The sequence below is a fragment of the Aquimarina sp. TRL1 genome, from assembly GCF_013365535.1.
Classification (GTDB): domain Bacteria; phylum Bacteroidota; class Bacteroidia; order Flavobacteriales; family Flavobacteriaceae; genus Aquimarina; species Aquimarina hainanensis.
The window spans coordinates 4,498,396-4,523,411 of the sequence record NZ_CP053590.1; the positions used below are offsets into that span (position 1 = coordinate 4,498,396).

Below are 25,016 nucleotides of genomic sequence, written 5' to 3' on the forward strand. Positions count from 1 at the left end.
AAATTTTCAATTTCAAGGCAAGCTTTTAGGTATTACACTCTTTGGCCATGCCAATAAAATAGTTTATTCCGGATACTCTATCCTTAGATGATAGATATTAGTAAGTTTTCGTTTGAATACTTTTTTGATCTGCTGAATTTCTTTGAAAGTAATATTAGCATTTAGAAACTGACCGTTTTCCATTTGCTTATTGATAATTTTCTCTACAAAAGAATCAATCAGGCTACTGGTCGGGTTTTTCAAACTCTTGGAAGCAGCTTCTACACTATCGCTCATCATAAGGATAGCAGTTTCTTTAGAAAAAGGTTTCGGTCCCGGATATTGAAAATCTTCAATGGCTACATTTTCATTGTTTTCTTTTTCTTTGGCATAAAAATAATAGACTACATTAGTACCATGATGGGTTCTGATAAAATCAATAACCCGATCTGGTAATTTATGCTTTTTAGCAATCTCTACTCCTCTGATTACATGATTGATTATTACAGTGGCACTTTCTTTGGGCGATAAGGTATCATGTGCATTTCCGGAACTGGTTTGGTTTTCAGTAAAAAAAGTTGGATTTGCCATCTTTCCTATATCGTGATATAAAGCCCCTACCCGCACTAACATCGCATTTGCTCCAATTTCATTTGCTGCTGCTTCTGCAATATTAGCTACATTGAGAGAATGATGAAAAGTTCCCGGAGCTCGGTCAGATAACTCTTTTAGCAAAAAAGAATTCGTATCACTTAACTCTAAGAGTGATACATCAGAGATTAAACCAAATACTTTTTCATATACATAAATAAGAGGATGTACAATTAAAGCTGCTAAACCACTTAAGATAAACAATGAAATAGTGGACCAGTCAATATTCGTTACAATTCCTTCGTGTATGATATGAAAAGCAATATACACCAAAATATAAATAAAGGTTATTTTCATAACCGTGATAAAAAGATTGGCCCGCTTGAATGATTCAGAAACAGTCAGAATAGTTACAATCCCTATAATAATCTGCGAAAAGGTATACTCATAACTATTAGGAACAATAAATCCCAAAATCAAAACCGTCACAATATGCGTGAATAACCCCAAACGAGAATCAAAAAACGCCTTTAACACCAATGGGAGAATACACATAGGAACCACATAGATATATTCTGATTTATACTTGACCACCAAAGTGGTTATAAGTACCATGATAAATATATTAAACGCAATAAAGGTTAATTGTGTGTTATTGTCAAAGATATCTGCTCGATATTTTTTTATAAACAACAACAACATTAACAGTACCAATCCAATTAACAGGGTATAACCAAATACAATCCAATAAAAATTCTTGTCACTCCATACCTGTGATTCATATTCTGCCTTTAATGAATTCAATATCTGTAGCGTATCTCCTTCCACCACTTCTCCTTTGGCAATAATCCTGCTATCTTTGGATACACTTCCACGAGTGGTCAACACCTGGTTTAATTCTTCTTCCAAAATTCGTTCGGTAAAATCCGTATTGAGACGAACATTGGATTTTACCAGATCATAAAACAATGAAACCAACTGACTTCTATAGTCGGTAAATTCGCTATTGCTAATCGAAGAGTTAATAAAATTAGCCAGTTCTCTATTGTTCAGCAATTGTCCATAGGTAATTGCTTCAGCTTTATTTCCTTTATTTAAAAAGATTTGCTTTTTATTCGAATAGCCGTAATTCTCCTCTAATACTCCATATTTATATATTTCATCCAACAATGTCTTCCCAAATTTCAAAATGCCTCTACGATCTTCTTTCGAGCTTTCATTTTCTTTACTGAAATAGGAAGAAAAATTAGTTAAATAGTTTTTCCTGACATTTTGAGAGATGATCGTATCGTACTGAAAATAAGGAATCAGATTATCTTCTATTGTTTTTTTCTCTTTCTTTATTTCCTCTGCTGTTTTGGAAATAGCAAAATCAAAAGGCGCATACAGGTTTTCATACTGCCATGGTTTTCCTTTTGTAAATTCGTATTTAAACAAACCTCCTTTAGGAAATAAGTAAACGATAAGAAAAGTCGTTATCGCAAAGAGAAAAACCTTGTAAATAAATGATTGGTTACGATATAGGCTATCTAAAAACTTTTTCACAAATATAGTTGTATTGATATCTCAAAAGTACTAAAAAATAAGAGACTAAGACATCTTAATACTGTTGGTAACTTCCTTATATATTTCCTTTAAAAATCCTTAAATTCGCAAAAAACTATACACACATTTTTAAATACATATATAAATGAGTAAAGAAGTTGTCATCGTATCAGCTGCGCGCACACCAATTGGAAGTTTTATGGGAAGTTTATCTACTGTCCCGGCAGTACAATTAGGGGCGACAGCGATCAAAGGAGCCTTAGATAAAATCAATTTAGATCCAAAACTGGTTGAAGAAGTGATCATGGGTAACGTAGTACAGGCAGGAAACGGTCAGGCACCTGCCCGACAAGCTGCTCTGGCTGCTGGGATTGATCAAAATGTACCTTGCACAACTATCAATAAAGTGTGTGCCAGTGGAATGAAAGCTGTCATGCAGGCTGCGCAAACAATTGCTTTGGGAGATGCTGATATTGTTGTTGCAGGAGGAATGGAAAATATGAGCTTGATCCCACATTATGTTCGATTGAGATCAGGACATAAGTTTGGACCTCAAACTTTTGAAGATGGAATGCAAAAAGATGGACTGGTAGATGCCTATGATAATAATGCAATGGGAGTATGTGCGGATCTATGCGCTAAAGAATACGAATTTAGCCGAGAAGACCAGGATGCTTTCGCTATACAATCATATGAGCGTTCGGCAGCAGCGTGGGAAAGTGGAAAGTTTGATAATGAGGTAGTGCCTGTAGCAGTTCCACAACGAAGAGGGGAACCTGTTATGGTTACAAAAGATGAAGAATATACCAATGTAAAAATGGAGAAGATTCCAGCATTGCGTCCTGCTTTTACAAAAGAAGGTACCGTAACTGCCGCGAATGCTTCGACTATTAATGATGGAGCGGGTGCTGTTATTGTTATGAGTGCTGATAAAGCTAAAGAATTAGGATTACAACCACTGGTAAAAATTACAGGGTATGCAGATGCTGCACAAGAACCACAATGGTTCACCACTGCACCAGCAAAAGCGTTGCCTAAAGCCCTATCTAAAGCTGGAGTAGCCATAGAAGATGTAGATTTTTTTGAGTTTAATGAAGCTTTTTCTGTAGTAGGCTTAGCCAATCTAAAAATATTAGGACTTAGCGACGAGAATACTAACGTTAACGGAGGAGCCGTTTCATTAGGACATCCACTGGGATGCTCAGGAGTCCGAATTATAATAACTTTAATAAACGTTTTAGAACAAAATAATGCAAAAACTGGAGCTGCAGCCATATGTAATGGTGGTGGTGGTGCCTCAGCGATGGTCATTGAACGTCTGTAAGTAATAATAATCCAGTAGTAATTAAAATCTTTGCATGCAATACGGTATTTGTAATTTAAGTATTGTTCCACTTCGAGCTGAACCAAAGGATACTAGTGAATTAACCTCACAAGTACTTTATGGAGAACATTTCAAAGTATTAGAACAGCGAAAAAAATGGAGTCGTATCCGTCTGGCTTTTGATAAGTATGAAGGCTGGATTGATAATAAGCAGTATTTAGAAATTACCGAGGACGATTATAAAGACTTTGATCAAAAATCTCCTGCTCTTGTAGGAGATCTTATCGAATTTGTATGTTCTGACGAAAATCAATTAACCCCAGTGCCAATGGGGGCCTCGTTAACCGCTCTTGAGTACTTTGGGCATTCTTTCGAAGGTCAAAGAATTGAAGATAAACAAGAAAAGAGCAAATTGATCGAAACTGCTTTCTTATTTCTTAACGCTCCTTATATGTGGGGAGGGAAAACCAATTTTGGAATTGACTGTAGTGGTTTTACTCAAATGGTTTATAAAATTAATGGGTATAAACTAAAGAGAGATGCTTCACAACAAGCTACACAGGGAGATCCGCTAAGTTTTATAGAAGAAAGTGAACCTGGAGACTTGGCTTTTTTTGATAATGAAGAAGGGCTTATAACGCATGTTGGAATCATAATGAAAGATAATTATATCATTCATGCACATGGAAAAGTACGAGTAGACAGAATTGATCACACAGGTATTTTTAATGCTGAAAAAAGAACACATACACATAAGCTCAGAGTAATCAAACGAATTATATAAGAGTTTAGATTCTTATCTAACAGACTAAAAAAAGGACAAATTCCGATAGAGGGTATTTGTCCTTTTTTTATACTTCGTTTTTTATAAAAAGAAACTTTTATCACATACACAAACACCTAAAAACAAAAACATTACAATAAAACACCCTCCTCTACAAACGATATCGCACCAATTGTTTTTATATATAATTAGAAGAAGTTGTGCAGAAAATATAGGTGGCTTTTGACAAAAATGTACACCTATAATCAGGCAAACATCCGCATCTTTGGATCAACAAAATAACATTATTATGAAAAACACAATACTCAACTTAGTTATAATTACGCTCTGTAATATAACTTTTGCTCAGAACTCTGCACCATCATCTCATCTTACAGCCAAGGACAAAGTAGCTGGAGATATTCTTATGAAAACAGTTCGTTCTACTATTACTACCGATGCTACCTATTACTGTACAATGCAATGGAATGGTGGAGCTGAAGGAGGTGCCTACTGTGGTTTCCAGGACTCTCCGGATAAGGGACATACATTTATCTATTCGATATGGGATCCCAGCAATGGGAAAACCATTACAGCTGATTTTGTTGGAGAGGGAACCAAAGTAGAAAACTTCGGCGGAGAAGGAACCGGTCTCAAATCCATGAATAATACGATTGGCTGGAGCCTTAATGAATGGAATACTGTAGTAACACGTCGTTGGGATGTTGGAACTCATTCTTATTTCGGATTTTGGGTTCGAAGAGATTCTCAAAACAAATGGTATCATATGGTAACAATGAATTATCCGGTCGCGAATGTTACCTTTAACAGTGATACCAATGCATTCTTAGAAGATTGGCTCAGTACCGGTTCAAAGAAAAGGCGTTTTGAGATGAAAGATGGATTCAAAAGAAAATTGGATGGAAACTGGGTATCCATGAATGAAGCTGTATACAAAAGAAATGATGAACCCAGGTCAGAAAATTATACAAATGCCGTAGATGCAGGTGTAAGTAACGGCGTTTATTTTATGCAATCCGGAGGAAACTCCACCCCTAGTTTCCCCGGAACTCCACCTATTACATTACGTACTAATACGAATGCTCAGCCATCAAATCCAGCAATTTCCTTTTCTATAAGTACACTTTCCTCTTCAAAAATAACTTGGGAAGTCCCTACTTCCGCCACTCCTCAGTTTAAATACACTATTAAGATCAATAATAACACAGTACAATCTAAAATTGCTCCGGAAACAAGAACCGCTGCGATAAGCGCAACTCCTGGCAGTATTGTAGAGTTAACGCTTGAGGATATTCTTGGAAGAACTACAACACAAACCAAAACAATCACTACTAATAGCGTACTTCCTAATGGGGTATATAAAGTAACTTTTGAAAATAGTCAAAAATCGTTAGATACTTTCGGGATGAATAATGGATCGAATATTGGTCTATATGAATCCCATGGTGGTCCTAATCAACAATGGGAAGTAATCAATCTGGGAAACAACATCTATAAAATTACGAATATTAAAAATGGAAAAAGCATTGATGCTTTTGGACAAAACAACGGAGACAATATTGGATCGTATGAATATCACGGAGGTCCTAATCAAAAATGGGAAATTAATATCGTAAGCAATGGAGTCTATCAGGTAACTGATTACCGAAGTAAAAAATGTATAGACGCATTTGGTACAAGTAATGGATCGAATATAGGATTATACGAGTGTCATGGAGGAAGTAACCAAAACATACGATTCACACTGGTGTCGACAAGAAAAAATAGCAAAGAGATCACATCAGACCTTTCTTCATACATCTATCAAAATGCAGGTGTCTTATATATCAATATCAATGACGCAACGAGAAAAAAAGCGAAAGTTTCTGTCTTCTCTATCCAGGGATCAGAGGTAATCAAGAAAGAAATCTACACAGGAAAACCACAACAAATAAACCTAATAAATTTAGCGAAAGGACTTTACATTTTAAAAACAGATGGAAATCTGGTAAAAAAGATTACTGTACAATAAGTACAAAAACTTATTAGGATATAACAAAGGAGAATAAAGCTTTATTCTCCTTTGTTATTATGCTATGAAAGATAAGATGATACATTTTCCGAAGTCACAATATCAATAGGAAGTAACCTTTTATACCTCATTTCTTTTTTGAATAAGAAAAACTCAACCAACTTAGATACCCCCAGATACACCTGACGTTCCGGATTCTGATGAATAAGGAAATCAACAAAATCTTTTTCTAGTAAAGAAACATTTTCTTTAAGTAAATCGTATCCGATAATCGCTATTTCTTTATTGACATCTCTAATAATATCAGCCACTTGAAATACTTTTGAAGTTGTGATAAAACACCCATTTATATCTTTATTATCGGTTAAAATTTCGACAAGTTCTTTTCTAACCTCGCTTTTAGAAACTGTGATGGTTTTAACATCTTCCGAAGCAACGTATTCCTTATAATAAGTTCTAAACCCCTTTTCTTTTTCTTGCATATGTATTGCATTACTAAACTGCTCATCTACATGAACAACAAGAGGCACTCCTTCGCCTTTTGTTACCATATGCATTAGTTTAGCTCCTACCCGTCCACTCTGGTATAAATCCTGTCCTACAAAATTCTTCACTTTAGGATTGTCTATAAAAGTATTAAAGACGCTAATAACCGTCGTATCAGGATATTCTTCAACAGCCTGAATACTTTCTTTATAAAATAATGAAGCTAACAGAACAGCATCTGGTTTTAATGATAACACCTGAGCATGTGTTTCCAAAAAAGAAGCAGTTTTATTAGGATCAAAATAAAAAGGCTCTATCGCAAAACCAAACGATTTAAATTCCATGATAGCAGTCTCAATTCCAGGAACACATGGAGACCAATACGGATCTATTTCGGGATCAGGAAGTAAAATACAAATATGATATACTTTATTATTTTTTAGATTTCTGGCAATCAAGTTCGGTTGATAATCTATTTTCTGCAATACCTCATTTACTTTATCCAGTGAAGCCTGAGACACTTTTCCCCTATTATGCAATACTCTATCAACAGTTCCTTTAGAAACATTAGCCAGTTTGGCTATATCCTTTATCGTATATTTCTTTTTCATCGCAAACAAATATAATACTTAATTTTTTTTACAGTGTGCTCGAGCACATTTTAACACTTAAAACTTCTTTTTATTGAATTAAATGAATATATTCGCCTCAGCATTACGTAAATAGACACAGTTACACATGCAAACAAAACAGCACTAAACACCTTATACACAAACGTTTACATTTTGAAAAACAAAATTATATCCATTGCTCCTGCCCGCACCTGTTTATTCGGGGATCATCAGGATTATTTAGAGTTACCCATTATAGCTTGTGCGATTAACAGACACATTCGATTAGAAGCTGAGGAAAACGACACAGAAACTTTACATTTATTTATGCCAGATATCCAGCAACAACGAAGTATTCCGCTGGATACCCCCCTGGATAACATTGCCAGTGACGATCATTTCTTATCTGCTATTAAAGTATTAAAACAATACGGTTGTGTTCCTAACAGTGGCTATGATATAAAAATTACCGGTAATATCCCTATCAATGCAGGAACTTCCAGCTCTTCTGCTGTAGTGGTTGCCTGGGTTCAATTTTTACTAGAGGCATTTGGAGCTTCTATTACAATAAATAAAGAATATATCGCTCAGATTGCTTATGAAGCAGAAGTAGTCGCTCACGGAGCTCCTGGTGGCAGAATGGATCAATTCAGTATCGGTTTGGGGAACATCATCTATCTGGAAACCGGTACTCCTTATACTTTTGATATTATTCATACCCCGCTGGATTCTATTATTATCGGAGAATCAGGAGTTCCTAAAAAAACAATAGGAGTATTAAGCCAACTCAAAGAGAAAGCACTTTTAGCAATACACTCTGTAAAAGAAAAGCTTCATGATTTTGAGATTAAAGAAGCAAAACGTGAGGACATCAAAAAATATCTGAACTATATTCCGGATACATTACACCCGTATCTGTATGCTGCAATTGTCAATCATGACATTACCCAAAAGGCAATCAGAGCATTCAGAAAGAAAAAAATTGATTTAAAAGAAATTGGAGTGCTGATGGATCAGCATCACGAAATACTCAAAGACACCTTAGGGATTACCATTCCGAGAATTGACGATATGATTACAGCTGCTAAACAAGCCGGAGCATATGGAGCTAAAATAGTAGGCTCAGGAGGAGGTGGTAGTATTGTTGTTTTGGCTCCCAAAGGAAAGGAAACAGCAATCATAGAAGCAATTAAAAATGCTGGTGCTAAAGATGCATATCAGGTGTCTGTAGATCCCGGTGCCAGAATACTACAAAATTAACACAACTATACTATGCATGAGAATTTGGTTATTTTAGCAGGGGGTGCTTCTTCCAGAATGAAGAAACCATCCTCCTCAAAACACTTGAATCAGGAAGAGATCAATCAAGCTAATGAGAGAAGTAAAGGTCTCATAGGTCTGGGAGGAGAAGGAAGACCCCTACTCGACTATTTGCTTTTTAACGCAAAAAAAGCAGGATATAAAACTGTTTATTTGATAATCAGTGAAAAAGGAGCGCTTTTCAAAGAGTGTTACGGACCTGATGATACAGGAAATGACTTTCACGGTCTTACGATTAATTATGCAGTTCAGTATATAGAAAAAGGTCGGATAAAACCTTTGGGAACAGCAGATGCATTATACCAGGCAATAGAACAATACCCTGAACTTTCGACTACTTACTATACCGTTTGTAATAGTGACAACCTATACTCTGTAGCAGCACTGAAAGCACTCAGAGAAACAACAACACCAAATGCTTTTATCAGCTATGACCGCAATGCACTGGATTTTCCCAAAGAACGAATTGCTCGCTTTGCAGTTGCTAAATTAGATCCACAAAACTTTTTATTAGATATCATAGAAAAGCCTACTGAGCAAGATATTGAAAATTGTAAGGATCAAAATGGAATATTACGGGTGAGTATGAATGCTTTTAAGTTCAAAGGAGAAACGCTTGCTACGCCATTAAAAGAATGTCCTATTCATCCGGAAAGAAACGAAAAAGAGTTGCCAACTGTTTTTCTTAACATGCTGAAAATACACCCTAAAACAGCTATTGGAATTCCTTTTTCAGAACATGTTCCGGATCTAACTGCTAAAGATGATATTCATACTGTCAAACAATTTTTAGCCAAAAATTATCCAACCACCTTAGAATGGTAAAAAAAGGCAGGATATCATCCTGCCTTTTTCTTTTAAATCATTATGGTATGATATAGTTTATTTTATTTCTTTTATTTGCCGTATCATTTGATTCGTGAATCCCCATTCATTATCATACCATATCATAATTTTCACTAAATCTCCATCTACTACTCTAGTCATGGAAGCATCCACTGTAGATGCATATGAATTCATCTGAATATCAGAAGACACAATAGGATCATGTGTTACTTTAATAACTTTATTATAACGAGCTGTCTGAGCTTCTTTCTCTAAGATTTCATTAATCTCTTCGGGAGTAGTTGCTCTTTCTGCAATAAAAGTAACATCACTCAAGGAGCCTACAGGTACCGGTGTTCTCACTGCAATTCCATCAAACTTACCTTCGTACTGTGGCAATACTTTTGTCGTAGCAATAGCTGCTCCGGTACTGGTTGGTGTCAGGTTTATGGCAGCAGCTCTTCCCATTCTAAAGTTTTTCTTAGAAGGGGCATCTACTAATTGCTGAGAGGCTGTATACGCATGAATTGTATTGAGAATCGCCTTCTTTATACCGATAGTACGTCCTAATATTTCTACTACAGGGCTGATATTATTAGTAGTACAACTAGCACATGAAAATATGGCCGCATGACCATCTTCTGTATTTACACCATGTACAACCGTAGGAGCATCCGGGCTTTTTGTAGGTCCGGAAATTACAACTGTTTTGGCACCTGCTTTGATGTGTTTTTCTGCATCTTCTCTTTTGGTAAAAAAACCTGTGCTCTCCACCACAATATCTACCCGCTCTTCTTTCCATGGTAGCTCCTCAGGATCTCTCTGCGTAAAGTACTTTATTCGCTTTCCTCCTACTAATAAATAACCTTCCTCCGTACTAACTTCTTTCTCATATATACCATATACACTGTCGTATTTCAGCAAGTATTCTATGTTAGACAATGGCATTAAGTCATTAATAGCAACTATCTCCAAATCAGATTCTTCCATAATCAACTTTAATGCAGCTCTTCCTATTCTTCCGAACCCGTTTATAGCTATTCTTTTCATATAATTTTATTAAAAATTTTATTCTGTTTATATAGTGTTATTTGATAATCGGCACTTGTATACTTTATATAGAAATTACCCCAAAAAGTATTCGCCTAAATAAAAATCAATCCTCTAATAGTGATACCCCGTTAAGGTCTGTTGTAAGCACATCACTCATGTAATCAAAAAATGGTCTTAACAATTCAAAGTGAAACACAACCTTATCCAGAAAATCAGGAGCACAAACTTCTTTATTAGTAAAAGAATGCACCACAATAAAAGATTTGTTTTTAATTAAATCTATAGCAGAATGTTCTTTACTAAAACCTTTTGGAGCTGTTTTTACCTGATTATCAGTAGTAAAACCGCCAAATGCTTTTTTAAAATCAGGGGTATCCAAAATATCTCTTATTTCCTGATCATCCATTTCAAACTCTTTCCTTATCCGTAATAAATCTGCAGGATTAGGACTAAAAAAACCTCCGGCCAGTTTTGAATTTCCAGATTCTATCCTCAGATAATACCCTCCTCTTCTATGAGCTCCTGCTCTACTAAAACCTACACTTCTGTGTATGTTATACGGGGTCTTATCTTTACTAAATCGAATATCTCTATTGATTCTATATATTTTAGTGTTATCAATTTCATCTGATTCGTTGAGTCTCTCTGCAACTGATGAATAAAAAAGCTTCAGTTTTTTTTCATTTTCCTGATATCTTTTTTTATGCTCCTGCATCCAATCTCTGTTATTATTTACTTTTAAATCATCTAAAAAACCAAATATATCTTTTGATAGCTTGCTCATACGTACGTTGTATTCTTAGTCCCTAAAAATACTAAAATCTATTAAATCATGTGGCTATTAAAAACGAGAGTTATGTTAATCTTTTTATTGTTGTTTACCGCAGCAGCCTTTTATTTCACAACTTACTCGAATCTGATAAATTAGTTCGTGCACGTTGGTCGATTGGGTACAAAATCATAACTAAATCTATTTGAAATGCTATTTTTTTTATAAAAAAAGGAAGTATTTCATTCTATTCAGGACTAATCTCATATTATTCTATATATTTACTGGACTTTTTATAATTAGCTATGGATAAAGAGAAAGAATTGATCATTTCTAAGATTGAGGAACAAAAGAAAAATCCCAATCTTAGACTGAAATTAAAGGAAAAAACAGAGTACTTTACGAATCTTTTGTTTTATACATTATTTGATTCGGATACAGAAGTTGCCAAAAACATTGACAAATTAGAAGAACTTTTTCAGGAGTTAGTCGATCTGGCCTGCTGGGAAACTGAAAAACCCTGCTCTAAAGTTTGGCAATCTTATTTAGAGAAATTACCAGAAATATTACAAAAACTAAATCTGGATGCACAGGCATTTATAAAAAGTGACCCTGCTGCTAATTCTATTGAAGAAGTATATATGGCATATCCCGGCTTTTATGCCATTGCTATTTACCGCCTAAGTCACGAATTGCTAAAATTCGGCTTGCCACTGGTTCCCCGATTGATGACGGAATACTCGCATAGATTAACCGGTACAGACATCAACCCTGGTGCAGAAATAGGAGAATCTTTCTTTATTGATCACGCTACGGGAATTGTTATCGGTGAAACAGTGATTATAAAAAACAATGTCAAAATGTATCAGGGAGTTACCCTGGGAGGATTGTATGTAGATCGAAAACTGAGAAGTGTAAAACGTCACCCAACCGTAGAAGATAATGTAACCATATATGCTAATGCTACTATTTTGGGAGGGAGTACTGTGATTGGTGCCAATAGTACTATTGGGGGAAATACATGGATCACCTCTTCTGTTCCTAAAAACTCCATCATCTCAAATACTTCTGAAATTAAAATAAAAAAAGTGGTCTGATGTCACATCATATTTTAGAACTTATAGGAAATACGCCTCTGGTGAAGGCTACTTCTATTATAGATAACCCAGATATCACCTTATTTCTAAAACTGGAAGGAAATAATCCAGGAGGAAGTGTCAAAGACCGTGCAGCATATAATATGATCCGATCCGCTCTGGATAGAGGAACAATCGATCAAGATGCTAAGTTAATCGAAGCAACCAGTGGTAATACAGGTATTGCATTAGCTATGATTGCAGGTATTTTCGGACTTTCTATAGAATTGGTAATGCCGGAAAACTCCACCAAAGAACGTGTACAGACTATGCGCGCCTATGGAGCAAAAGTTACACTCACTCCTGCTGATAGCGGAATTGAAGGTGCCAGAGATTATGCAGAAAAAAAAGTTACTGAAGAAGGTTTCTTTATGCTGAATCAATTTGCAAATGAAGATAATTGGAAAGCACACTATACCACTACTGGTCCCGAAATATGGAGAGATACCGAAAAATCCATTACTCATTTTGTTTCTTCAATGGGAACCACCGGTACCATTATGGGAACTTCTACTTTTCTGAAAGAACAATCCTCTGAAGTACAGATTGTAGGAGTACAACCTACGGATGAATCCAGAATTCCGGGAATCAGAAAATGGCCTAAAGAGTACTTACCCAAAATCTTTAATCCGGACAAAGTAGATCAAGTCATAGAAGTTAGCCAGGAAGAGGCTACCAATATGACAAAACGATTAGCTAAAGAAGAGGGAATTTTTTGTGGAATGAGTAGTGGAGGTGCTGTAACAGCAGCACTAAAATTGTCTAAAACAATCAAAAAAGGAGTAATCGTAGCAATTATCTGTGACCGAGGTGATCGATACCTGAGTTCCGAACTATTCGAATAAGAATAAAAATATATAAAAAACGAGTCTGAGAGAGGTAAAAATTCATCTCTCTTTTTTTATGCAATACAAGCATTATTTTGTTTTTTTGTGTGATGCAGGATACAAAAAAAATAGCCGCTACTCTCAAAGAGTATTTTGGATACGACACATTCAGACCCTTACAGGAAAAAATCGTAGCCTCTGTATTAAATGGACATGATAACCTGGTTATTATGCCGACTGGTGGGGGAAAATCAATATGTTATCAACTTCCCGCTTTATTATTAGAGGGAATAACATTAGTCATTTCCCCACTAATTGCATTAATGAAAGATCAAGTAGACGGTCTGAATGCAAATGGGATTCCCGCTTCTTTTTTTAACAGTAGTCAAACAGTTGAAGAACAACAGGAACTCTTCGGACAACTGGCAGAGGGCGCTATAAAAATTCTTTATCTGGCACCTGAGAGCCTATCGTTATTTGAAGGAGCACTATCTACACTCTCTATTAGTTTAATCGCTATTGATGAAGCGCATTGTATCTCTTCATGGGGGCATGATTTTCGACCTGCATATACCCGACTCGGGTATCTAAAAGAACGCTTCCCTTCTACTCCTATGATTGCGCTTACCGCAACCGCAGATAAAGCTACCCGAAAAGATATATGTGATCAATTACGCATTCCTGAGGCTACAGTACACCTGGCTTCGTTCGATAGAGAAAATCTAAGCCTGGAAGTACGAGCCGGAACCAAAAGAATCGAACAGATCATTCGTTTTCTGAATCAACATCCTGAAGAGAGTGGTATCATTTATTGTTTAAGTAGAAAAACCACAGAAGCCATCGCTGATCGTCTGACAAGTACTGGTTTTTCTGTTGCTGCATATCATGCTGGTTTAGCCCATGATCAACGTTCAAAGATCCAAGAACAGTTTATCAATGATACTATTCAGATTGTTTGTGCCACCATTGCTTTTGGAATGGGGATAGATAAATCAAATGTACGATGGGTTATTCACTATAACTTACCGAAAAACATAGAAAGTTATTATCAGGAAATCGGAAGAGCCGGAAGAGACGGACTTCCCTCTACCACCCTCTTGTTTCATAGCTACTCAGATGTCATTCAGCTCCAAAAATTCGCAGATCAATCAGGTAATAAAGAGGTACAACTGGCCAAACTGGAGCGAATGAAGCAATATGCAGATGCGCTGAGCTGCCGAAGAAAAATATTATTGAGTTATTTTGGAGAAATTATAGAAGAAGACTGTGGCAACTGTGATGTATGTAAGAACCCACCGCAATTTATAGATGGAACCATTATCGCTCAAAAAGCCCTTTCTACCATATATCGGGTCAAAGAACAAGAGCCTATTGGTACGATAATAGATATTATGAGGGGAGCGCAAAATGCTTCAGTATATGATAAAAATTATCAGCAACTAAAAACCTATGGAATTGCCAGGGATATTTCTTGGAAAGACTGGCAACAATACCTTATACAATTGATTAATCAAGGGTATATAGAAATAGCTTTTGACCAGCATAATAAATTAAGGCTAACAGCGCGATCCCGTAAAGTACTATTCGAGAAAGAAACAGTACTGCTAGCGCATCTCCAAGAACTGGAAAAAGCAAAAGAAAAACTCCCGGTTGCTCCTCTGCAAACAGCTCGTACTTTATTCGAAAAACTACGTCAATTACGACTATCACTTGCCAAAGAAGCAGGCATTCCAGCCTACCAAATCTTTAATGATGCTACGCTTAAAGAAATGGAAAAAGAAAAACCAACCACTGATGAAATGTTTATGCAGATCAACGGTGTCGGTAAACAAAAAATGAAAGATTATGGATATGTCTTTATTAAGGAGATCAGGAATTTTGTAAATGAAAAGCCTGTAAAAAAGAAGACATCAAAAAACAAGGGAAATACCCATAAGGTTACTTTAGAAGCATATGAAAGAGGGCTTTCCATAGCAGAAATTGCTATAGAAAGACAATTAGCCGAAGCTACTATTATGTCTCACTTATTAAAACTCCATGAAGAAGGAGCCTCAATAGATCTTCATCAATTTATAGACAAAAATGACCTCGAAGCGATCAAAAAGGCAAAAGAAACCTTAAATACCCCTGATGGTCTAAAAGTCTATTATGAATACTTTGAAGAGGCGATTAGTTATAATCACATCAAAATAGGATTAGCAATTCTAAACAAAGAATAAATAAGGGAACTTATTGATCTATAACCGGGCTGATTGTCACTTCAAAACGGTTCTGTTGTTCTATGGTATCAAATCCTTTATGTAACGCATCAGAGGCAACACTTAGCGGATAAAATGTTATCGGTTCTATACATACCATTTCACGAACTTCTGTCCATAACATCATATGTCTGAACCCTGTCGTCTGAACTCGTACTCCAACAGCAGCTGAATTCTTTAATATTACTTCATTACAATTATAAATAGGTAATGCTGGACCTCCTGCTTCTATAACCTGTTCCAATGAATATTCTTGCCCTCCTGCCAAAAAACGTTGGTTGTCTCCATAAGTCTTAAATGCCGGATGAAACCCCAGCATATACGGCATTGCTTTTTCTCCTTTAATCTGAAATGAAACCACCACGGCATCGTCCTGTAGCTGAATCGTTTTTTCGAATTCAAAATCATACGGCCAATAGAGAAACTCTTGTGCAGATCGATTCGGAAACTTAGGGTTTATAATCTGTTCTCCTGCCGTATATTTCTTTGTTAAAACAAGCTTGTTTTTATTAACAGTCACCATGGTATAAGCTAATGTTCTAAGAATGCCATGCTGATCCATTTTGGCAACTCCTTTAGGAGTTAACACAGCATAATTATTCATTTTTGTAGCTCCAATCACCGGAAACATTTCTATTTCAGTACTTCCCCAACCCGGTTCTCCTTTTTGGTGCATTAACTCATGATTATTATAAGAATAACTAATAATTTCTCCGTTTAATACTGTAACTGATGACTTTCCATCTTTACTATATAATATATGCTTTGCTGCTTCCAATGTTATAAGAATTAAGTAAACTCCGAATCAAATTCCGGAGCATATTTCGCTTTCATCGATAGATTCCTTCAAAATGTATTTAGAAGGTGCCTATAGGCATCTTTTAATTTTTTAAAGAGTCCCTTAAGTAATAGCTATCTCAATCTGTAAATGCTACAGCATTCAAAATTAAGCCAGACCCCGGGACAATATGCTCTAATGTTATTTTCTCTAAACTAGGATCTAAGGTTTTTTTTATAAAATCAATATCGATATTCCCCTTCCCTACATCTAATAGTGCCCCCATCATTAACCGTATCTGGTTTCTTTTAAACCCTGCGCCTTTCACTCGTAAAAGATAACTATCTTTTGGAAAAAAATTAGCTGTATACAACTCATTTTTTACTATCTCACAACAAAAAATTTCTCCTTCTACAATTGTTTTTTCTGTAGGGCGATGACAATAGGAACGAAAATTGTGTTTTCCTTCGAAAAGAGAAGCTGCTTTTTTCATAGCTTCAATATCCAGTTCTTCTGAGATATTATACATAAAAGGTGCACAAAATGGATGAAACTTTGCCCCGAATGAAAACAAATAAACGTATTCCTTTATTTTCGGATGTTGGATTATATTAAACTTTTCATCTGTTTCTTCTATTTTTAACCCTCGAATATCCTGAGGTAAATTCTTGTTAAATAAATAAAAAAAATCATCTAGATCCAAAGGCGTATTTTCTACAAATAACTCTATATATGTTTCATTAGCAGATACCTTTGCATCGGTACGCCCACTGGCTAATATTTTAAAATCTTTATGTCCTAAAACATAGGCTATGGTACGTTCTGTCATGCGCTGTAATGTATTTACGTCAGGTTGTTTCTGCCATCCGTGAAACCGAAAGCCTAAATATTGTAACTGGATGATATAATAGTACCTTTTCCGAAACATTTAACTTGTATATTTATTTACCGAATATAGATAAATTATGCATTTCACCGATATTTTTTCAATATTTAAGGTAAAAAAAATTTTAATCCACTCTTTTAAGTTATATATTTGAGTAGCAAATGATTTTACACAATTAAAAAGAAATTAAATTATGGTTAGAGCAAAATATCAGGAAGTTTTAGACTTAGGAGAACAATTAAATGTGCAGAATGGAGATGTAACAGAGGAAAATGGAATACTGAAAATAGCTGGAACAACGAATACACAATATGAAAAAAACTTATTATGGGATAAAATCAAAGAAATCGGTGGTGATTCACCTGCTGATCTAGAAGCAGATATCAAAGTTTCTGATACTTCAGTATACCACAGACATGTGGTTAAGGGGGGAGAATCTCTAAGTAAAATTGCTAAGCATTATTATGGAGATCCAATGAAGTACAAACAAATCTTTGAAGCTAACACAAATATTTTGTCTAATCCAGACGTAATACACCCAGATCAAGAATTGGTTATCCCAAATTTGTAATTGGTTTAATACATTTTAATTAAAAACGTCTTATGCTTTATTAGTTTAAGGCGTTTTTTGTTATTATGCCCTCCCCTTTCAGAAGAAAAACTTTTTCACTTCCAAACATTACTTTTTACACATAAATAAACAACTGTTTTACCTTATTTCTCTCTTAAAACATTCATAAAAGACTGTTTTATAACAATATATTTCATATTTAAGATAGGTTTTGAGTATTTTTACAGCACACAAACTCAAACTTAATATAACATGAAAACTCATTTTTTATGGTTAGCATGCCTATTCTTTATTGGCATCAGTTATTCTCAAACTAATAACTACTGGACCCCAGCTACAATTTCAAAAAGTAATATTGTACAGCCCTCTAAAAAAGAATTGTCCAACAACACTATTTTAGGTCTCAATCTGGAGGGAATAAAAAAAGCCTTGCAAAAGGCTCCGCTTAAAAGCAAAACAACAGCTTCTTCATTAACCATTCAATTTCCTGATAAAAACGGGGAATTAAAAACGTATCGTATTTTCGAAAGAACAGTTTTGCACCCGGAGCTCGCTAAAGAATTTCCTGATATAAAATCGTATACAGGTATCAATGTGAATGATAAGGCAACACTAATACATTTTAGTATCGCTTCGGATGGTTTCCACGGAATGATAACTTCCCCAAACAAAATTGCTACTTATATTGATCCATACACAAAAAACAATGCTTCGTATGTTCTTTATTCAAAAAGTGATTTATCTGCAAGAAGTAATTTTGCCTGCGCAGTAGAGGATCAAGTGTCTACAAAACAAGTAAGCAACCCACTTCTTAAAAATGCAAATGATGGTAAATTAAGAACCTACCGTCTGGCAATTGCCTGTACTGGGGAATATTCACAATTTCACCTAAATAATCAAGGAGTTCCTTCCAGTGCTTCTGATGCAACAAAAAAGGCAGCTGTTCTTTCTGCCATGAATACAACAATGACCCGTGTAAATGGTATTTATGAAAGAGATCTTGGTGTAACCATGCAATTGGTACCTAATAACACAAAAATCATATACTTAAATGCTAGTACTGATGGTCTGTCTAATAATAATGCCGGAGCGCTTATCGGAGAAAGTCAGCGAGTATGCGACAGAGAAATTGGAAGTAGTAATTACGACATTGGACACACATTTAGTACTGGTGGAGGTGGTCTTGCTGGACTTGGTGTTGTATGCCGTAACGGTAGTAAAGGAAGAGGAATCACCGGTTCGAGTAACCCGATTTCTGATCCATATGATATTGACTATGTCGCACATGAAATAGGACATCAATTTGGTGCCAATCACACTTTTAATAATGCTTGTGGAGGAAATAGAAATAGCTCTACTGCCATGGAACCAGGTAGTGGAAATACAATTATGAGTTATGCGGGAATCTGTTCTCCAAACGTTCGTAATAATAGTGATGATCACTTTCATGCAATTAGTATTCAAGAGATGTGGAATCATGTATCCAGCACTTCCTGTGCAGTAAGTAGCAATACAGGAAACAATGCTCCAACAGCCAATGCAGGTGCTAATTATACAATCCCAAAATCAACTCCCTTTATCCTGAAAGGTAGTGCTACTGATGCAGATGGAGATGCTCTTACCTATAACTGGGAACAAATGGATAATCAAATAGCAACCATGCCTCCTAATAGTTCCTCTTCTTCTGGACCTGCTTTTCGTTCTTATCCATCAAGCAGTTCTCCGGATCGCTATATGCCTAAATTATCAACTGTAATCGGCGGAAGTACTTCTTCTACCTGGGAAGTTGTTCCTTCTGTTGCCCGAACAATGAAATTCAGACTTACTGTAAGGGATAATCATGCCGGTGGAGGAAATTCGGCATCTGATAACATGACGGTTAGCGTAAGTGGTAATGCTGGTCCTTTTGTGATCAATAGCCCTAATACCAATGTCAGCTGGTCTGCCAACTCTTCTCAGACGGTAACATGGAATGTAGCTGGAACTACAGCTAATGGTATTAATGCTGCTAATGTAGATATTCTATTATCTACTGATGGAGGAAACACCTACCCTATTACATTAGCTAGTAATGTTACAAATGATGGATCACATACGATAACAGTACCTAATAATCAGGGAAGTCAAAACCGAATCATGGTTAGAGGAAGTAACCATATATTCTATGATATATCTAACGCCAACTTTACCATCACAGGAGGTGGTTCCGGCGATACACAAGCTCCTAGTACACCAACTGCATTAGCAGCTTCTAACGCTACTCAAACCACTATTGATTTGAACTGGACTGCTTCAACAGATAATGTAGGAGTAACGGGTTATGACGTCTATGCAGGAAATACAATGATTGGGACTGCTACCACTACATCTTATACAGCTACAGGATTAACTCCGGATACTTCGTATACTTTTAAAGTTAAAGCAAAAGATGCTGCCGGTAATATGTCACAATTCAGTAATACTGCCACTTTATCTACATTACCTGGTACTGGAGGAGACGGTTGTACTAATGGTATTTCTTCTTTCCCTTATAAACAAGGTTTTGAAAATACAATAGGCAACTGGATACAGTCAACGAATGACAACCTAAATTGGACAGTGGATGCTAACGGAACCCCTTCTAGAAATACAGGTCCTTCAAATGCAGCACAAGGAACGTATTACTTATATATAGAAGCTTCTGGATCTGGATTCCCTAGAAAAAGAGCTATTATTACTTCTCCTTGCCTTGATCTTACCAATATAAATCAAGCAAGTTTTGCCTTTAAATATCATATGTACGGAGCAAGCTCTATGGGAAGTCTCCATTTAGAAATTAGTAAGGACGGAGGAACCACATGGACTTCTATCTGGAATAAATCAGGTAATCAAGGAAATTCATGGAAATCCGCTACTATTGATCTAGGCTCCTATATTGGCAGTGGGGTTCAATTACGATTTAATGGGTTAACAGGAAATACCTGGCAAAGTGACATTGCAATAGATGATGTAGTACTCAGTTCTAATACTACTGACCCAACATGTACAGATGTTAATCTAACGATTAAGTTAGACAATTACCCTCGTGAAACCTCCTGGGAGATCAAAGACACGAATAATCAGACAGTTGCCAGCGGAGGTCCTTATACATCTGAACCAAGGGGAGCTACTGTAACCGCTACTAAATGTTTAGCTGCGGGGTCTTATACGTTTACTATTAAAGACACTTATGGTGATGGGATTTGCTGTAGCTATGGAAATGGTAATTACAAGTTAACTGCCGGAACAACCACTTTGGCTTCTGGAGGGCAATTTGCCGGAAGTGAATCCACCACCTTTACCATAGGGAATTTTGCCAAAGGAGTTGAAGTTGATTCTTTTGAAACTACTACTCAAAACAGTCTTGAGTTGTTTCCTAATCCTATAAAAGGAAATGAAATGTTAACGGTTATCCACTCTGGAAAAAAGGCATCCTTTATCCTTAGAGACATTGTTGGCAGAACGATTAAAAAAGGAACTATCAACAATAATACGATATCCTTCAAAGAGGTTAATAGCGGTGCATATCTATTGTCATTAATTATAGATGAAAAACACTCAACCCATCGGGTTATAAAAAAGTAATACCCCGTTTTGTGGGAAAAAGCAGGTATCGATCGGTACCTGCTTTTTTTATATCCAACTGCCCTGCTTGTTAGTACCATCTATTCCTGTAAAATATTACTGAAAAACCGTAATAAAACAATAGGCTAACCACATAAATAATAAATTTTATTCAATTAATTAACATTTATGTTAAAAATATTTCAAAAAAACTTAAGAATTTCTACATTTGATTAACACAAATTTAAAACAAACCAAAAATTATGAAAAAACAATTATCATGGCTTCTATGCCTATGTTGTATTGGTATTGGGTACTCACAAACCAATAACTACTGGAAAAAGACCACGGTCAAATCCCAAACTAGTATCATTACAACTAAGAGAAATCTACCTAATAAAACAGTATTTGGATTAGATATAGAAGGCTTGAAAAAAGTTTTGAAAGGCTCTCCGTCAAGGGAAAAATCTGCTGGAAAATCGAACGTCATAGTTCAATTCCCGAATGCTAATGGAGATATGGAATCTTTTAAAATTTTTGAAGCCCCTGTAATGCATCCTGATCTGGCTGCCAAATATCCATCTATCAAATCATATGCAGGACAAGGTATCGATGATCCTACCGCAATCATCAGGTTTAGTATTGCTCCATCAGGCTTACAAAGTATGAAACTATCTGCTTCTGAAGGTTCGGTATTTATTGAGCCTTATACTACAGATGGAAGTTATACAATCTATAAAAGGTCAGAAAAGACCGCTACAGAAAGTAAATTACGTTGTTTAGTAGAAGAGAAAACTTCACATAAGAACTTTTCTGGTACAACCAAAAGAAATGCTGATGATGGTATTCTTCGCACTTTTAGGCTTGCAGTTTCTACCAACGGAGAGTATACGCAGTTTCATGGAGGAACAAAAGCAGGAGCAATGGCTGCTATCAATGCAACCATGACACGTGTAAATGGAGTCTATGAAAATGATTTTGGAATTACTATGGTATTAATTGCTAATAATGATGATGTTATTTATACCAATGCTAGTACAGACCCTTACTCTAATGGAAGTTTCAACAGCCAATTACAGTCTACCTTAACTAGTGTAATTGGAGAGGCTAATTACGATGTTGGGCATTTGTTTGCAAAAGCAGGAGACAACGGAAATGCAGGATGTATCGGTTGTGTATGTGTCAATAACCGTAAAGGGAGTGCTTTTACTTCCAGAGGAACTCCTGAAGGAGATGCTTTTGATATCGATTATGTAGCACACGAATTAGGACATCAATTTGGAGCAAATCACACTTTTACCATTAGAAACGAAGGAACGAATGCTCATTATGAACCTGGTAGTGGTAGTACTATTATGGGATATGCAGGAATTACAGGAGCCACTGATGTACAGCAAAACAGTGATCCGTACTTTCACTTTTTCTCAATTCAGCAGGTAACCAATTATGTAAAATCTACCAACTGTCAGACAAATACAAATACAGGGAATGCTGTTCCTACAGTAAATGCAGGAGCGGACTACACCATTCCGAAAGGAACTCCATTCGTACTTACAGGGCAGGCAAATGATACAGACGGAGATACATTAACATACTGCTGGGAACAAGCGGATGAAAATGACGCTTCATCTACATATCCAAGTGCTACAGGAACCTCTGGAGTAACTTTTAGGTCCTATAACCCTACTACAGATAACAAACGATATTTCCCAAGATTAGAAACGATCAAAACAGGAGCTACTTCCTGGCAATGGGAAGCAGTGCCTACTGTAGCTAGAACACTTAATTTCAGATTAACTGTACGAGATAATAAAGCTGGTGGAGCGGCTAATAACAGCGATGATATGAGAGTTACCGTTAATGGAACAGCAGGACCATTTGTTGTAAATGCTCCCAATACCAATGTATCTTGGCAGGCTGGAACATCTCAAAACGTTACCTGGGATGTAGCAGGAACAACTGGAAATGGAGTAAATGCAGCTACTGTAGATATTTTACTATCTACCGATGGAGGTGATACCTACCCTATTTCACTAGCCAGCGGAGTAACCAATGACGGATCACATTCAATTACAGTGCCGAATCAACCGGGAACACAAAACCGAATTATGGTAAAAGGAACAGCTCATATCTTTTTTGATATTTCTAATGCTAATTTTACGATAACAGGTAGTACTGGAGGAGATACACAAGCCCCTACAGTACCTGGTAATTTGACTGCATCAAACGCGACACAAACTACAATTGATTTAAGCTGGGATGCTTCAACCGATAACGTAGGTGTAACAGGTTATGAAATCTACCAGGGAAATACGCTGATAGAAACTGTTACTGGTACTTCATATACGGCAACTGGTTTATCTCCTGACACTTCTTATTCGTTCAAAATAAAAGCAAAAGATGCGGCTGGAAATACTTCTGGTTTTAGTAATACTGCTACTCTATCAACTCTTCCTGGTAATACAGGTACATGTGATGGAGGAGTGTCTTCATTCCCTTATAACGAAGGCTTTGAAAACACAATCGGAGCATGGACTCAAAACACAGATGATAATCGCAACTGGACTGTAGATGCTAATGGAACACCATCTAATAATACAGGACCTGCCAGTGCTGCACAAGGGACTTATTATGTATATATCGAAGCTTCTGGGAATGGAACAGGATACCCTAACAAAAGAGCTATTCTGACCTCTCCATGTTTTGATTTATCCGCTGCAACACAAGCGACTTTTACCTTTCAGTATCATATGTATGGGGCCTCTTCTATGGGAAGTCTTGCAATTGAAGCCAGTAGTGATAATGGTGCTAGCTGGACATCAGTTTGGTCCAAATCAGGAAACCAAGGAAATTCATGGCAGTCTGCTACTATAGACCTATCCTCTTATACCGGAGGAGCTCTACAACTAAGGTTAAATGGAGTAACAGGTACAACCTGGAGAAGTGATATCGCAGTGGATGATGTAAAACTCTCTACAGGAACTATTACAAATCCATGTACAGATGTTAACTTATCAATCAAATTAGACAATTATCCAGAAGAAACTAGCTGGGAAATACTAAATAGTAACAATCAGGTAGTAGCTTCAGGAGGAACTTATGGTTCGCAACCTGATGGATCTACTGTTACAGAAACAGCTTGTTTAGAACCTGGTTCTTATACATTCAAGATTCTTGACAGCTATGGAGATGGTATCTGCTGTAGCTATGGAAACGGTTCTTATTCATTAACTTCTGGATCAACAACATTAGCTTCTGGAGGATCATTTGGTGCCTCAGAGTCTACTTCTTTTACTATCAGTAGTACTGCGAGAGGTATTAGCATTGATGACTTTAAAACAACAGAAGCTCCTAAAATATCAATATTACCGAATCCTTCTGCCAGTCATAGCATGCTATCAGTTATCACTCCTTATAAAAATGTAAACTATGAAATCCGTGATCTATTAGGTAGAAAAGTAGACTCCGGAGTTGTTTTAGAAAAATCAATACAATTAAAAAGTTTAAAATCAGGATATTATATTGTAAAACTTAATGTAAATAATAAAATATCTAATCACAGACTTATTATCCAAAACAACTAAAAATAAAATATAACGTTTTTGTGTTAAAGCCACTAAATAGTATAACTATCTAGTGGCTTTTTAATGTAAAAAACCGCTCTGGAACCAAATAATCTT

17 protein-coding genes are annotated in these 25,016 nt (G+C 36.2%); 11 read left to right on the forward strand and 6 right to left on the reverse strand.

Annotated elements, in window-relative coordinates:
- Positions 1-63: 63 nt before the first annotated feature.
- The gene (locus HN014_RS18515) at positions 64-2,115 is read right to left on the reverse strand and encodes an HD family phosphohydrolase (protein ID WP_176030330.1); all 2,052 of its coding nucleotides are present in this window, start codon (positions 2,113-2,115) and stop codon (positions 64-66) included.
- A gap of 145 nt (positions 2,116-2,260) precedes the next feature.
- Here HN014_RS18515 and HN014_RS18520 point away from each other — a divergent pair, with 145 nt between their 5' ends.
- The 3 genes from HN014_RS18520 (at position 2,261) to HN014_RS18530 (ending at position 6,234) form a co-directional block, all read left to right on the forward strand.
- Positions 2,261-3,439, forward strand: a complete 1,179-nt coding sequence (locus HN014_RS18520) for an acetyl-CoA C-acyltransferase (RefSeq protein ID WP_176030331.1) — start codon at positions 2,261-2,263, stop codon at positions 3,437-3,439.
- A 34-nt stretch (positions 3,440-3,473) separates the two neighbouring features.
- Entirely contained in the window at positions 3,474-4,223 is a 750-nt protein-coding gene (locus tag HN014_RS18525; RefSeq protein ID WP_176030332.1) for a C40 family peptidase, read from the forward strand.
- Positions 4,224-4,512: 289 nt separating this feature from the next.
- Positions 4,513-6,234, forward strand: a complete 1,722-nt coding sequence (locus HN014_RS18530; RefSeq protein WP_176030333.1) for an RICIN domain-containing protein — start codon at positions 4,513-4,515, stop codon at positions 6,232-6,234.
- A 62-nt stretch (positions 6,235-6,296) separates the two neighbouring features.
- Here the strand turns inward: HN014_RS18530 and HN014_RS18535 are convergent, their stop codons facing one another.
- Complete coding sequence (locus HN014_RS18535) at positions 6,297-7,331, reverse strand: LacI family DNA-binding transcriptional regulator (protein ID WP_176030334.1); 1,035 nt, start codon at positions 7,329-7,331, stop codon at positions 6,297-6,299.
- Between the two features lie 174 nt (positions 7,332-7,505).
- Between HN014_RS18535 and HN014_RS18540 the strand changes: the two genes are divergently transcribed.
- On the forward strand, positions 7,506-8,591 hold the full coding sequence (locus HN014_RS18540) for a mevalonate kinase (RefSeq protein ID WP_176030335.1): 1,086 nt from the start codon (positions 7,506-7,508) through the stop codon (positions 8,589-8,591).
- 12 nt (positions 8,592-8,603) lie between these two features.
- The gene (locus tag HN014_RS18545) at positions 8,604-9,476 is read left to right on the forward strand and encodes a sugar phosphate nucleotidyltransferase (protein ID WP_176030336.1); all 873 of its coding nucleotides are present in this window, start codon (positions 8,604-8,606) and stop codon (positions 9,474-9,476) included.
- Positions 9,477-9,533: 57 nt separating this feature from the next.
- On the opposite strand, the gene gap is transcribed toward HN014_RS18545, so the two are convergent.
- Both gap and HN014_RS18555 read right to left on the reverse strand, forming a co-directional pair.
- Positions 9,534-10,526, reverse strand: coding sequence for a type I glyceraldehyde-3-phosphate dehydrogenase (gap, locus tag HN014_RS18550; protein ID WP_176030337.1), 993 nt, complete (start codon positions 10,524-10,526; stop codon positions 9,534-9,536).
- A 106-nt stretch (positions 10,527-10,632) separates the two neighbouring features.
- The gene (locus tag HN014_RS18555) at positions 10,633-11,313 is read right to left on the reverse strand and encodes a DUF2461 domain-containing protein (RefSeq protein WP_176030338.1); all 681 of its coding nucleotides are present in this window, start codon (positions 11,311-11,313) and stop codon (positions 10,633-10,635) included.
- A 290-nt stretch (positions 11,314-11,603) separates the two neighbouring features.
- Between HN014_RS18555 and epsC the strand changes: the two genes are divergently transcribed.
- The 3 genes from epsC to recQ all read left to right on the forward strand — a co-directional run bounded on the left by epsC (position 11,604) and on the right by recQ (position 15,480).
- On the forward strand, positions 11,604-12,395 hold the full coding sequence (epsC, locus tag HN014_RS18560) for a serine O-acetyltransferase EpsC (protein WP_176030339.1): 792 nt from the start codon (positions 11,604-11,606) through the stop codon (positions 12,393-12,395).
- Complete coding sequence (gene cysM, locus HN014_RS18565; RefSeq protein WP_176030340.1) at positions 12,395-13,279, forward strand: cysteine synthase CysM; 885 nt, start codon at positions 12,395-12,397, stop codon at positions 13,277-13,279. The genes epsC and cysM overlap by 1 nt, the downstream gene beginning before the upstream one ends.
- Positions 13,280-13,371: 92 nt before the next feature.
- Positions 13,372-15,480 (forward strand): DNA helicase RecQ, encoded by a 2,109-nt coding sequence (recQ, locus tag HN014_RS18570; RefSeq protein ID WP_176030341.1) that lies wholly within the window; start codon positions 13,372-13,374, stop codon positions 15,478-15,480.
- A gap of 10 nt (positions 15,481-15,490) precedes the next feature.
- On the opposite strand, the gene HN014_RS18575 is transcribed toward recQ, so the two are convergent.
- Entirely contained in the window at positions 15,491-16,297 is an 807-nt protein-coding gene (locus HN014_RS18575) for an aldose 1-epimerase (RefSeq protein ID WP_176030342.1), read from the reverse strand.
- Between the two features lie 139 nt (positions 16,298-16,436).
- Positions 16,437-17,225: a tRNA pseudouridine(38-40) synthase TruA gene (locus HN014_RS18580; RefSeq protein WP_176030343.1), complete on the reverse strand. Its 789-nt coding sequence runs from the start codon at positions 17,223-17,225 to the stop codon at positions 16,437-16,439.
- A gap of 148 nt (positions 17,226-17,373) precedes the next feature.
- Here HN014_RS18580 and HN014_RS18585 point away from each other — a divergent pair, with 148 nt between their 5' ends.
- The 3 genes from HN014_RS18585 to HN014_RS18595 all read left to right on the forward strand — a co-directional run bounded on the left by HN014_RS18585 (position 17,374) and on the right by HN014_RS18595 (position 24,920).
- The gene (locus tag HN014_RS18585; RefSeq protein WP_176031163.1) at positions 17,374-17,754 is read left to right on the forward strand and encodes a LysM peptidoglycan-binding domain-containing protein; all 381 of its coding nucleotides are present in this window, start codon (positions 17,374-17,376) and stop codon (positions 17,752-17,754) included.
- Between the two features lie 252 nt (positions 17,755-18,006).
- Positions 18,007-21,357, forward strand: a complete 3,351-nt coding sequence (locus tag HN014_RS18590) for a reprolysin-like metallopeptidase (protein ID WP_176030344.1) — start codon at positions 18,007-18,009, stop codon at positions 21,355-21,357.
- A 242-nt stretch (positions 21,358-21,599) separates the two neighbouring features.
- Entirely contained in the window at positions 21,600-24,920 is a 3,321-nt protein-coding gene (locus HN014_RS18595) for a reprolysin-like metallopeptidase (protein WP_176030345.1), read from the forward strand.
- Positions 24,921-25,016 lie beyond the last annotated feature (96 nt).

Bases quoted from the DNA above. Each gene is read 5' to 3' on its own strand.
- epsC (WP_176030339.1), top strand. From the start codon at position 11,604: ATGGATAAAGAGAAAGAATTGATCATTTCTAAGATTGAGGAACAAAAG.
- HN014_RS18590 (WP_176030344.1), top strand. From the start codon at position 18,007: ATGAAAACTCATTTTTTATGGTTAGCATGCCTATTCTTTATTGGCATC.
- HN014_RS18520 (WP_176030331.1), top strand. From the start codon at position 2,261: ATGAGTAAAGAAGTTGTCATCGTATCAGCTGCGCGCACACCAATTGGA.
- HN014_RS18525 (WP_176030332.1), top strand. From the start codon at position 3,474: ATGCAATACGGTATTTGTAATTTAAGTATTGTTCCACTTCGAGCTGAA.
- HN014_RS18535 (WP_176030334.1), bottom strand. From the start codon at position 7,331: ATGAAAAAGAAATATACGATAAAGGATATAGCCAAACTGGCTAATGTT.
- cysM (WP_176030340.1), top strand. From the start codon at position 12,395: ATGTCACATCATATTTTAGAACTTATAGGAAATACGCCTCTGGTGAAG.
- recQ (WP_176030341.1), top strand. From the start codon at position 13,372: ATGCAGGATACAAAAAAAATAGCCGCTACTCTCAAAGAGTATTTTGGA.
- HN014_RS18530 (WP_176030333.1), top strand. From the start codon at position 4,513: ATGAAAAACACAATACTCAACTTAGTTATAATTACGCTCTGTAATATA.
- HN014_RS18555 (WP_176030338.1), bottom strand. From the start codon at position 11,313: ATGAGCAAGCTATCAAAAGATATATTTGGTTTTTTAGATGATTTAAAA.
- HN014_RS18595 (WP_176030345.1), top strand. From the start codon at position 21,600: ATGAAAAAACAATTATCATGGCTTCTATGCCTATGTTGTATTGGTATT.
- HN014_RS18580 (WP_176030343.1), bottom strand. From the start codon at position 17,225: ATGTTTCGGAAAAGGTACTATTATATCATCCAGTTACAATATTTAGGC.
- gap (WP_176030337.1), bottom strand. From the start codon at position 10,526: ATGAAAAGAATAGCTATAAACGGGTTCGGAAGAATAGGAAGAGCTGCA.
- HN014_RS18545 (WP_176030336.1), top strand. From the start codon at position 8,604: ATGCATGAGAATTTGGTTATTTTAGCAGGGGGTGCTTCTTCCAGAATG.